Source organism: Corynebacterium ulcerans, from assembly GCF_900187135.1.
GTDB classification, from domain to species: domain Bacteria; phylum Actinomycetota; class Actinomycetes; order Mycobacteriales; family Mycobacteriaceae; genus Corynebacterium; species Corynebacterium ulcerans.
In genome coordinates this window covers 2,065,860-2,077,575 of record NZ_LT906443.1, presented here as the reverse complement: position 1 = coordinate 2,077,575, position 11,716 = coordinate 2,065,860, and the positions used below count along the sequence as shown (strand labels likewise).

11 protein-coding genes are annotated in these 11,716 nt (G+C 53.6%); 3 read left to right on the top strand and 8 right to left on the bottom strand.

Going from position 1 to position 11,716, the window contains the following annotated elements:
• Window positions 1-108 precede the first annotated feature (108 nt).
• Window positions 109-462, bottom strand: coding sequence for a DUF4259 domain-containing protein (locus tag CKV68_RS09425; protein WP_013910950.1), 354 nt, complete (start codon window positions 460-462; stop codon window positions 109-111).
• 658 nt (window positions 463-1,120) lie between these two features.
• Here CKV68_RS09425 and CKV68_RS09420 point away from each other — a divergent pair.
• A complete protein-coding gene (locus CKV68_RS09420; protein ID WP_038617789.1) occupies window positions 1,121-1,897 on the top strand; it encodes a hypothetical protein in 777 nt (258 codons plus the stop codon).
• A gap of 73 nt (window positions 1,898-1,970) precedes the next feature.
• Here the strand turns inward: CKV68_RS09420 and manA are convergent, their stop codons facing one another.
• The 4 genes from manA to CKV68_RS09400 form a co-directional block, all read right to left on the bottom strand.
• On the bottom strand, window positions 1,971-3,128 hold the full coding sequence (manA, locus tag CKV68_RS09415) for a mannose-6-phosphate isomerase, class I (RefSeq protein WP_014836074.1): 1,158 nt from the start codon (window positions 3,126-3,128) through the stop codon (window positions 1,971-1,973).
• A gap of 55 nt (window positions 3,129-3,183) precedes the next feature.
• Complete coding sequence (locus tag CKV68_RS09410; protein WP_095076084.1) at window positions 3,184-4,170, bottom strand: hypothetical protein; 987 nt, start codon at window positions 4,168-4,170, stop codon at window positions 3,184-3,186.
• A 173-nt stretch (window positions 4,171-4,343) separates the two neighbouring features.
• Window positions 4,344-5,720: a phosphomannomutase/phosphoglucomutase gene (locus CKV68_RS09405; protein WP_014525425.1), complete on the bottom strand. Its 1,377-nt coding sequence runs from the start codon at window positions 5,718-5,720 to the stop codon at window positions 4,344-4,346.
• 129 nt (window positions 5,721-5,849) lie between these two features.
• A complete protein-coding gene (locus CKV68_RS09400; RefSeq protein WP_013910945.1) occupies window positions 5,850-6,251 on the bottom strand; it encodes a DUF3499 domain-containing protein in 402 nt (133 codons plus the stop codon).
• Window positions 6,252-6,344: 93 nt separating this feature from the next.
• Between CKV68_RS09400 and CKV68_RS09395 the strand changes: the two genes are divergently transcribed.
• Window positions 6,345-6,800: a metallopeptidase family protein gene (locus CKV68_RS09395; protein WP_013910944.1), complete on the top strand. Its 456-nt coding sequence runs from the start codon at window positions 6,345-6,347 to the stop codon at window positions 6,798-6,800.
• 149 nt (window positions 6,801-6,949) lie between these two features.
• Here CKV68_RS09395 and CKV68_RS09390 read toward each other — a convergent pair whose 3' ends face one another.
• From CKV68_RS09390 to CKV68_RS09375, 3 genes are all read right to left on the bottom strand, one after another.
• Window positions 6,950-7,249: a WhiB family transcriptional regulator gene (locus tag CKV68_RS09390; RefSeq protein ID WP_014300514.1), complete on the bottom strand. Its 300-nt coding sequence runs from the start codon at window positions 7,247-7,249 to the stop codon at window positions 6,950-6,952.
• A 531-nt stretch (window positions 7,250-7,780) separates the two neighbouring features.
• Complete coding sequence (manB, locus tag CKV68_RS09380; RefSeq protein ID WP_013910943.1) at window positions 7,781-8,869, bottom strand: mannose-1-phosphate guanylyltransferase; 1,089 nt, start codon at window positions 8,867-8,869, stop codon at window positions 7,781-7,783.
• Between the two features lie 174 nt (window positions 8,870-9,043).
• Complete coding sequence (locus tag CKV68_RS09375) at window positions 9,044-9,994, bottom strand: glycosyltransferase family 2 protein (RefSeq protein ID WP_095076083.1); 951 nt, start codon at window positions 9,992-9,994, stop codon at window positions 9,044-9,046.
• A 117-nt stretch (window positions 9,995-10,111) separates the two neighbouring features.
• On the opposite strand from CKV68_RS09375, the gene CKV68_RS09370 reads away from it, so the two are divergent.
• Window positions 10,112-11,680: an LCP family protein gene (locus CKV68_RS09370; RefSeq protein WP_029974719.1), complete on the top strand. Its 1,569-nt coding sequence runs from the start codon at window positions 10,112-10,114 to the stop codon at window positions 11,678-11,680.
• Window positions 11,681-11,716 lie beyond the last annotated feature (36 nt).

The following is an 11,716-nucleotide window of genomic DNA, read 5'->3' as shown; positions in this document are numbered from 1 at the left end:
GTTTTCCTAGAAGTCTTTCATAATGCGTGTGTAGATGGGGCGTTACGACGCCCCCTCCCCCAACAACACTTCTTATAACCGCACGCTGGCCAAAAGTGCCACCCTGGATTAGCTCAAAGCCTCTAGGAAAGCCTCAAGGTCTTCTTCTGTATCGGCCTCTTCTAGCAGCTTGCTTGCAGATTCGTGCAAAGCCTCATCGCCTTCCCCAATATATTCCCGGATAAAGGGATAGGCACCCACCAAGTCGCCGTCGCTAAAAGGTGCTCCTGCCCAAATAGCAGCAATCGTTGCCGCAGCCAGGCCGTTAAGCTGCTCGTCTTCAGAAACTCGACCTGTTCCCGTTGCTAAAACACAGGCATCGCGCACAGCTTCTACGACGTCATCGCCGTCTAGATCGTTCAGCTCGTCGAGAAAATCAACGTTAACTTCCTCAGAGAAAATCTCACTCTCCCAGGTGCTCATGGGTTATTCCTTTCACTACATTTTATTTTTAACCAAATTATCCGGCGCATCGACGAGTCATCGCTGAGCTAACTCTATTCAATGGACATTCGAGATTTTAAACCGCCCCTCCTGTCAGATTTGGCACAGCACCGCAGGGAAAGACGCCGGAGACTCCCGATACATACCAAAAGGAACATCGCAATCTTTGACAGGCATCTCAATCAAGGGTTCGCCGCAGCTTTCGATCACGTACGTACCTCTTTTATTACACCTCCACGAAGGCAGCCGCTACTGGCTCACAAAAACTTATTTTATGATTTTCCCTATAGGAATAACTGATACTCCTAATCATTACGACGTTCATCAAATAACGATCAAAAAACTTATTTTCATCTGCAAGAAGAGCTCTCATGGATACCTATGATCTTCTTTTGCTGGCGATCCTCCTGGCGCGTCCTTTTTGCAAACACCAGCACCGCCCAGATCACGCTCAGGTTACAGAGTGCTAAAAGGTATGCTACGGTCGTTTTTGTTATCAAATCGTGATTGGATTTCTCGCATCGTTCTTGAGCGGGCTGACGAAGAGCCGCCCCCCCTACTAACGAACGATATAGAGAGAACCCACACACCACGATGCCGACGTACGACATCCATTACGACGTTGAGAGGAGCCGACGTGGACAACACTTACACCCGCCGGTTTCTATTGTTCATTGCTGCCGGCACCACGCTAGCTGTTGCCATCGGTATCTTGGTTTGGAAGCTCGGAAGCCCCCAGACCATTGCATCAAATACAGTCTCTGATGCTGGCCCACAAAAATTGGAAGAAGCCGCAGTAACGTCTTCCTCCAGTGCCGTACCTCAGGCGCCAAGCAGCACCCAGGCTCCAGCAGCTTCATCGCCTCAAGACGACTCCTACGCTGTTCATACGCCCTACCCAGTAGCCCCTAACCGTGCTCCTCAGGTACGTCACGACCCTCTCATGCCACCCAATGCTCATGTGGGAACCGGAGGAAAGGCAATTACCCCGACCACCACGGTCTCTGCCCCCTCAACCCCACAACCGCAGACAACAACTGTGATTCCAGAGACAGACTCACCTGTTGTTATCCACGAGCCTGAAGAAGAGACTTCGCAAAGCCAAAGCTCTCAGCCGCCTACCTCTATTCCCCCGGTAGTAGAGGGGTCTTCTTCCAGTCCAGGACAGTCTTCGGAGAAGCCGGACCAAAGCATAAGCAGCACTTCGGCGGAACCAAGCCCAGCTCCCACGGAAATCATCACAGAGCCCACTGCCCCTTTGGTGGACCCTTCCACCGTGCGCAAAGCGCTGAGCTCTGCGGGAACTCTTCTTAACCCGCATGCGCAGCCTCGCACTACTGCGCCACAAGAAGCTGAACCTAAGCCTGCCGCGCCAGTCCAGACCGCAGAAAAAGCACCGGTTCCGCAGCCTTAAAACAGATAATTGTTAAGAGGGAGCAGCTTGCACGTGCTGCTCCCTCTTTATTCGTATCGTGCTAAAAATCAGGTCACACGGTAGCTACAAAAAGCTGGCCCTGTCCGCGCGCCTCTACCTCAGCATCAGCTGCAGAAAGCCACAGCGCTTGAGTTGGCCCTAGGACCACTCCGTCGACTTCCACCATTCCGGCCGTGCACAAAAGGATGGCAGGGCCGTCGTGAGCGATCTTCTCTGCGGTGTTATCAAGGTCAAATCGCTTGATAGCAAACTCGTTAATAGGCACTGGATAAACTCCAGATTCTGCCTCCACAATGGGGTCTTCTAAAGAGGAAAACTTCAGCACTCGCACGAGCTCCGGCACGTCAACGTGTTTGGACGTCAACCCGCCACGCAGAACATTGTCGGAGTTTGCCATGATCTCCACGCCAAGGCCTCGAACATAAGCGTGCAAGTTACCTGCATCGAGGTAAATAGCCTCCCCGGGTTGGAGAACAACATAATTGAGCAGGATTGCGCCCAATACTCCCACGTCTCCGGGATACTGCTCATTGAGCAACACGATATTCTTCAGTGCAGCGCTCATCCACTCCGGGGCAGTGTCTGCTTTTTCTTTCGCAGAAGCCACTACCGCGGCGATGAGACCGCGGCGATGAGCAGTGGGGATCGTGATCCATGTAGTAAACAGCGCGCGCAGATTATCGGATTCCTTGAGCGGATTATCCACGACCATCGCAATGTAGCGCTCTAGTTCCTCACAGTCGAGGAATCGCAGCATCTCCAGGGTCTTAGCCAATGGACGGAATCCTGCCATCGCATGAAACTCGGTCAAGGCGATCAGCAACTCAGGCTTGTGGTTATCGTCCTTGTAATTCCGATTATGAGCCCCAAGCTGAATTCCCTGCTCGTTGTCCCGAGCAAATCCTTCCTGAGCTTGCTCCAACGAAGGATGGGCCTGCAAAGATAGCGGCTGATCCGCTGCCAGGATTTTCAGGAGGAATGGAAGCCTCTCTCCAAATTCACTGTGCACGCGATGCCCAAGCTGTTGCTCAGGAGCGGCGGCGATGTGCTCGGCGAGGGACTCATCACCGATCTGCGATGGCCCGCCCGGATGGGCACCATACCAAAGTTCAGCGATTGGGCTGGTTCCTTGCTCTTCGCCTCTAAGTTTTTGGATGAGTGTCCTAGAGCCCCAGGCATAGGCCTGCGCACTTGGGGACAGCAACTGCATGTCATTCCTTCCGATATTCCGTACCAGTCTTGGCACCGATGTAAGAGAATACTTGTTAACTCGATAGAAAGGCAGTCGCCGCGAAGCCTCGAGCGATCATCCGCAGTGGAGTGCCCATGAGTCCAGCGTCGACAAACTCTGTCCGCTCCCACGCATTCTGTTCGGGTTCGCACCACGCAATCGTTGTCACGTTTTGTCCCGCGGGAGCTTTATCCACGTCAGGATCAAAAAATATGTCTTTAGGTGCATATGAGAAACGCCCCAGGGCAGCCCCAAGTTCCGCGACGGGAAGACTCATCGATTCTTTCCCATAACTAGTCCATAACACAGCTATGAGATTGGCCACTGCCACAGCAGGGGCGGTGGCACCGGTATGAATGATGTGTCCGGTTATCTGAGCTAGCTGACGCGCTCTATTGGTGTCCTCATCGCGTTCTGGCGAGCACTGTAGAATCTCCGTGTCCACGCAAGAGGCATATTCCTCCAAAGCACGAGCAGTTCCTTCTGCATCGTGGTCAAGCAACCCCAGCACTGCCATCGCTACGGCGATAACGCGAAGAGGGCTTGGTCCCTGCGCCAGAGGAAGAACCGGTACAACGGCTGTGTCTTGGCTAGCGTCGTCGTGAAGCATCCCCTCTGCAGCGCTAACAAGGATTACTGTGCAGCCTCGACGTTCCGCAGTAATGAGAGCCTGAGATAGGTGCTCCGAGGAAGAACGCTCAGTAGCAATAATCACGATGTCCAGAGGTCCCACGTAACGCGGTAATTCTGAGGTAACGGTGACGGGAACCTTCAGCGGAGCATGTAAAGCTATAGCCGCCTGCGCTGAGTACGTAGCAATTGCCTCTGTGGTCACTACAACGAGGCTTCGTGGTTGAGTTCCTTGCACAGCATCAAGCCCGCCGGAGCGAACAAACTCTGCAACCACTCGTAGCTGCGCGCCTTCATGCGCTATATCGTAAAATGCCACGGCTTCTGGGTCATAGGAATGACTGGGTATAACGGCAGCATCGCTCTCGCGGAACATCTCCTGTGTATGCATTTCCTTCCAATTGTAGGTCTAAACCGGAAGGCACATTCTGCGCAGCCCTTAACAAAATACGCAAAAACTCCCGGGGATAGCGCCATACATGGCTGCATGTTCCCTGGGAGTCAGATGCTCACAGTACAAAGCTAAGGAAAAGTTACTGCTTAGGATCCTCTTGTTAGAGCTTATTACGCGCGAATAACCCCAAGAATTTCAGTAACTAGGGCATCCACTTCTTCCGCAGTAGGAGCTTCAACGTTCAGGCGCAGAAGCGGTTCCGTGTTGGAAGCACGGACGTTAAACCATGCCTTGGTGTCCTTGAGCTCCACCGTGACGCCGTCGAGACGATCAACGCTTTCAGTGCGATCCGCAAAAGCATCAAGTACGGCTTGCGTACGCTCAGCCTGTGCCTCAGCGCTAGCCAAACGCGAGTTAATCTCACCCGATGCCTCGTATCGAGAATACTCTGCCATCAGCTCTGACAACGGTTTATCTTGTCCGCCCAGAGCCGCCAACACGTGCATTGCCGCAAGGATTCCAGAATCGGCGTTGAAGAATTCAGAGAAATAGTAGTGAGCGGAGTGCTCGCCACCGAAGGCAGCACCGTGTTCCGCCATTTGTGCCTTGATAAAGGAATGCCCCACCCGCGTACGTACGGCGACGCCGCCATTTTCTGCAATGACCTCTGGCACGGTCTTGGAGGTGATCAGGTTATGGATGATTGTGCTTCCTGGACGCTGTGCGAGGTAGCGTTCCGCAACGATGGCGCAAATAGCCGAGGGGCTCACCGGATCGCCATTCTCGTCAACCACAAAACAGCGATCTGCGTCGCCGTCAAAAGCTAGACCAATGTCTGCTTTTACCTCTGGGGTGAACTTTTGCAGATCTACAAGGTTCTTGGGATCGAGCGGGTTGGCCTCATGGTTAGGGAACGTTCCGTCTAGCTCAAAGTAGAGAGGCTTCACATCCAGCGGGAGCCCTGCAAAAACCTCAGGAACAGTGTGTCCCCCCATACCGTTTGCTGCATCCACGGCAACAACGAGCGGACGAATACCGGAGAGGTCTACCAAGTCGCGAAGGAAGGAACCATAATCCGCGAGGGTGTCTTTCTGCGTGATGGTGCCGGGTTCACCGTCATAAGCAGGAACGCCTTCCACCAACATGTCAATGATCGTGCCCAAACCTGTTTCTTGCCCCACAGGACGCGCACCAGAGCGGCACATCTTGATGCCGTTATATTCGGCTGGGTTGTGGGATGCGGTGAACATCGCACCAGGGCAGTCCATAACGCCAGAAGCGTAGTACAGCTGGTCCGTTGAGGTGAGTCCCAGCGCAATCACATCAACGCCTTGCGCGGTAACCCCGTCTGCGAAGGCTTGGGTGAGCTCGGGTGACGATGGCCGCATGTCGTGGCCTACGGCGACTTTAGTAGCGCCCTCGTTACGCATCAGATGGCCAAAAGCCGAGCCTACCTCGCGGATGAAATCAGCATCGATGTCAACGCCGACTACACCTCGCACGTCATAAGCCTTGATGACCTTGGTCACCGATTCACGGGTACGCATCTACCAAATCCCACCTTTCAGGGATGAACAAAAGTACTCCGAAGAGATTGTACTCTGATTCTTCCCATCGCCAGCAGTGTGGCGGTGGATAACGCGTTGTGCGCGCTGCCGCGCAGCCGACAATGAGCCTTAGTAATCATCCTCCGGGTCAGGAACAACCGAAAGGTGACCACGCCTAGTGTTCTTTGACACCTGCTTGCGTTGCGCACGGTGAACAGGGTGATTAACTCCAAAATCTTGATTGGAATCGATTAGTCCACTAGTAGTTCTGCCGGCTTCCCGTACCGCCTCTGCAAGTGCTGTGAGGTCCTCATCATCGTCGTCAACCGCATCGACGCGCAGCAACTCCCATCCCAGCGGAGCTGTAATCTTGGACGCGTGGAATTCACACAGATCCCAGCTATGCGGATCACTGTTAGGGGCCAAAGGACCAACCACAGCGGTTGAATGTGCGTACGCGTAAGTCAACGTAGCTACGGCAGGCTTACCGCAACCGGGGCGAGAACAACGACGAAACTGATTCACGTCCATAAAGTCTAGACTCCTAGTTGAGGTTTAGGTAGCCCAGGGGGACTTCGGCGCGTTCTCCCAACCTATAGCGTTCTTAGTTTTAGTGTTATCAGCATGGATTACCGCCTGAATCGAGATCGCCACGGCAGAGGGCTACGAGGCCCCGCGTTCCCCACGGCCGTTCCGCGCTACCGTTCACGGCGTTCGCTTTTCGACGCCGCAGTGCTTGAGGCATATGCGCCCATCCAGCAAAGTTTTGCCCAACAACTTGCACATCTAGACATTGCCGTAGACACGGTTCCGCGCATGCGACTCAATGCCAATGCCGCGTTATTGCCGGACGAAGTCGCTGCCGACGGACCTGTCCCACTAGGCCGCGTCATTCCAGCAGGAATAGATCACTTAGGGAGTCCCACCCGCGCTCGAATCGTCCTTTTCCGCATGCCGATAGAGCAACGAACCAACTCAGCGCAAGAGCGCCAAGAGCTGCTTACCATGGTTCTCACTTCCCTCGTAGCCAATTATCTCAACGTGTCCCCCACGGATATCGACCCAGATTTTCAGTGGTAAAACCGCCGTAAGGCATTACCAGTGACGGTGCAGAACTCGCGCTATGGCACTACCCCATAGTCAGAAGGTCTCCCGTTGCCCCTCCATACAGACACAAATAAAGGACCGCCCAGGCATCGCACCTAGTAGGTCCTTCATATTACAAAGTCTTAACCAATATCCCGTTTGAGTCTCCGGCGCTCACGCTCAGAAAGACCGCCCCAGATACCAAAACGTTCATCATGCTCTAGCGCATATTCTAGGCACTCATCACGCACAGCACATGCTTGACAGATGCGCTTTGCCTCACGGGTAGATCCACCCTTCTCAGGGAAGAAAGCTTCCGGATCTGTCTGGGCGCACAGGGCCTGCTCTTGCCACTCCTGTTCAACTGCACCAAACAGGTCATCTAGCGTCAGCTCTAGGGGTGTGCGAGTCCGAGGCGCGGCGTTACTGGCCATATCTTCCACGCCACCCTCCTCTCCTCGTTGATGTTCTCATATGCGAGCTCTTACGCGAAGGGAAACCACGTCAGCCCACAACACGCCACATAGATACACAGCACACTCACGCAGGATTAGCGGGATATGTAAAGCCATATAAGAAGACTATGCAGCGAATTACATACTTGAAATTCAACACTCCAACACAAGATGCCGTCAACCTGAGAGTGGATTTCCCCTTGAAAAAAATGCATTTCCCCAGCTCGCAAACTTCACGAGTCACATCTTTCACACAACATATTTCTCGGGGGCGGACGTCAGGGGTACTAGATCTAGTATCCCTGACCCAGAGTCACTACTGACCACGTAGCAACCAGCGTGTCGCTACACCTATCAAATTCTCTCGTGCTATCGCACGCTAAAGAACTTTCACACGTACTTTGAGAACCCTCCGAAAGACCTTCCGACTTTTATTCAACCACTCTATTTTTTTAGCAGCAAAATGTCCTCAAGGGTACAAACACACGCTACTAAAATTGAGATGGTCGACACATTTTTCTAGGCGTCAGAGCTGAAGCGGATTCCAGCGGTGGGAATCTCAACTCCTGGCCATACTCGTAGCCCGTTCAAAAGCTCGCAGCGTGCACCGATCTGAGCGCCTTCACCAATAACGCAGCCCTTGATTCGAGCGTTAGCACCAATGCGAACACCATGGGCGATGATGGAGTCTTCAATGACTGCCCCTGGTTCAATGGTCACCCCATCAAAAACCACGGTGTCGTCGAGACGGCAACCGGCACCGATTTCCGTACCCCGGCCGATAACAGTGCCGCCCAGCAAGAGCGCGCCATCTTTCACACCGGCGGACTCGTCGATAAGCGATTCACCTGTGCGTCCTTCAAGCAACGGCGACGGCGCAATGCCACGAACCAAATCGGAAGAACCGCGAACAAAGTCCGCAGGTGTCCCCATATCGCGCCAGTATGCATTATCCACATATCCGAAGACGCGACGGCCCTCTTCCAGCAGCTTGGGAAAAGTCTCACGCTCAACGGACACCACACGGTCAGCGGGAATCGACTCAATCAGCTCGCGGCGGAAAACATAGCAGCCGGCGTTGATCTGATCTGTAGGAGGATCTTCCGTCTTTTCCAAGAATGCTGAAACACGTCCCTCAGCGTCAGTAGGAACGCATCCGAAAGCCCGTGGATCAGGGACTCGAACGAGGTGCATGGTCAGATCGGCCTGTTTCTCATGATGCGCATCGAGAATTCCGCCCAGATCTGTGCCGCCAAGCACGTCTCCGTTGAACACCATGACGGTATCTGCACGAAGTTTTTCATAAACGTTCCGGATACCACCACCAGTACCTAGCGGTTTATCCTCAACAACGTATTCGATCTCCAGGCCCAAGTCTTCGCCGTTGCCAAAGTACTCTTCAAAGACCTCTGCTTTGAAAGATGTGCCTAGCACGACGTGCTTAATTCCGGCAGCCTTAATTCGTGCAAGGAGGTGCGATAAGAACGGCACACCCGCAGTCGGCAGCATCGGCTTCGGAGTCGACACCGTCAGCGGACGAAGGCGCGTGCCTTTGCCACCAACCAGGATCACGGCATCTGTGTTACCGCGCAGCGTCGTTGTGGTCATTTTTGATGTCCTTACTTTTCTTGCTTGTCACGCACGCCTAGACGTGCACCTCCGGATTGACTCAATCAGACTACCCTGACAGAACCTGAAGTTTATGGTTCCACACAGAATGTCCAGCGACACGACCCGCTATCACACATACGGAAGCGCGGTCCTTGCCTCCCGATCCAGGCGTTACTTTTTCACTTTCGCCGTCGCTACTGCCACAAAAGCACGAGCTCGGAGTCCCAGTTTTAAAACAACACGTATGGGCAACTGCCAGGCATGGGGATGACGATCTGCTTGGAATCGATACGCTGACTCGTGATGCGCAGGGAGCATCTTTTCCGGATGCTTTCCCGCCGCATGGCCCACGGCATGAGTGATAAAAGAAGAAGGACAAAAGACATTCTCAAAACCTGCGCGGCCAAACCGGTCACCCAGATCTACATCTTCCATATACATAAAGTAACGCTCGTCAAAGCCACCTATGGCGTCAAAAGCATCCCATCGAACCAACAAACACGAGCCCGACAGCCACCCGGCGGTGCGCTCAGTGGACATGTCAGCATCGTCCTTATACGCCTTTGTCCAGGGATTATTAGGCCATATCGCACCAAATAGCGCATGGCCAATGCCGTTGCTTAGCGTAGGAATAGCACGCGCCGAGGGATATGCAGACCCATCACTTTGCCGAATGTAGGGACCAATGGCAGCAGCATGCGGCCAACGCTGCGCGCATTCAAGCATGACGTCGATTGAGCCTTTATCAAAGACAACATCGGGATTGGCCAACACGAAGAACTCCGGCTCTATGTCACCGTGTGCTCGTTTGTCTTTGAGGTGACGAGCCGCCGCGTTGATTGCAGAGCCGTAGCCGATGTTGCCGCCGGTAGCAAAAAACTCCACGCCGTCCCGTTCTTTCGCAGCAGCCTGAGGGGTTCCATCTGTGGATCCGTTGTCCGCGAGGACGGTATACGCACCCCGCACGGTCGCTTCGCGTACAGAATCTAGGAAGGCTGCAAGGTGATCGCCGGGAGAGAAAGTAACCGTAATCACGGCTATCGGCTTGGCATCTGTTGTAGTCACCCGCTTGAGCTTAGTCGGGCGTATCCGGGAATCGAGATCTGCCACGCTTTTATTCATCGTTGGGAATCCGAACACACAATAAAAACAATTTCGCAGAAAAACTACGGCTTTTAGCCCTACTTCACCTAGACTTTTACCTGTTTCTACTCCTTTCTTCATGGAGATCCAACAAATATGACCGACAAATACCGTCGTAACCGCGACATTCAGGCGCCGCCATCAGCGATGCCCGATACCAAACAAATGGGCCCTAGGCCCGTTAAGATCTTCCTCGCGTTGATCTCGTCGATAGTGCTGGTCATATCTGGCGCCGGTTACTTCACCATTGGAAAACTAGGTAACACTGTTGCTTCTGCCGGCAATCTTTCCCTAGGAGGCGACAAGGGAATGAAGGAAGCTGCCGACGGCGCAACCGATATCCTCCTCGTAGGCTCCGATTCGCGTACCGACGCCCAGGGCAATCCACTTAGCCCGCAGGAGATTGAACTACTGCACGCAGGTGATGAGGAAAACGATAATACTGACACCATCATGGTGATTCGTATCCCTAACGACGGTTCTTCGGCAACCGCCATCTCCATTCCTCGCGATACGTATGTGCACGACAATAACTTGGGAAATCTCAAAATCAACGGCGTGTACAAAAACTATAAAGATAAGGAAGCAACCAAGCTTCTGTCTGAGGGAATCAGCGATCAAAAGACTCTCGATGAGCGTTCTAAGCAAGCCGGACGTCAGGCTCTCATCGGCGCGGTATCCGACCTCACCGGAATTACTGTCGATCACTACGCAGAGGTTGGCCTCCTAGGCTTTGTTCTTTTGACAGAAGCTGTGGGCGGTGTCGAAGTCTGTCTGAACGATAGCGTCAAAGACGAGTACTCCGGCGCTGATTTCGGAGCCGGACGCCAAACGCTTAAAGGCGGACAGGCACTTGCCTTTGTGCGCCAGCGGCATGGCCTTCCTCGTGGCGATCTCGACCGCATTGTTCGTCAGCAAGCGTTTATGGCCTCCTTGGTCAACAAGGTGCTGTCGTCTGGAACCCTGACCAACCCGCAGAAGCTATCAGACATGGGTAAAGCTGTGGAGCGTTCCGTTGTTATCGACCAAAACTGGGACGTGATGAGCTTTGCCAACCAACTGCAAAATCTTGCCGGCGGCAACGTCCGATTCAATACCATCCCGGTTACCTCGATCGATGGCACCGGAGACTACGGCGAATCCGTTGTTACTGTGGATGTACAGCAGGTACATAAGTTCTTTGACCAGCTACTGAATGGCGGACCAAAAGAAGAGCCCTCCAGCGAGACTCCTTCTGAATCCAGCGATCATACGGTGCACCCCAACACCACCGTGGATGTTCTTAACGCCACCACTACGTCGGGACTCGCCGCCGAGGTAGCAGGGCATCTAAAGACCAAGGGCTACACCATCGCAGAAACCGGCAATGCACCCGAAGGCTTGTATTCTCATAGCCAAATCTTGACCGCAGACCCGGAGTCTGACGATGCCAAGCACCTTTCCCAGGAACTCGGAGGCATTCCGGTCGTACAACATGACGGACTCGATCCGCATTCCTACGTGGTAGTTGCGGCCGGTGATTATGCGGGGCCAAAGAGCGCCGAATCTACAACCAGCACGTCAACGACAACCTCTGTGGTGGGGCAACCTGGAGCAGATGAAGGACAAGCAATAGTCTCCCCAGAAATTGATGCCGGCGGAAACGGACCGCGATGCGTCAACTAGCAATCACTCTGTAATTTCCTATGGGCTGAGGGCATC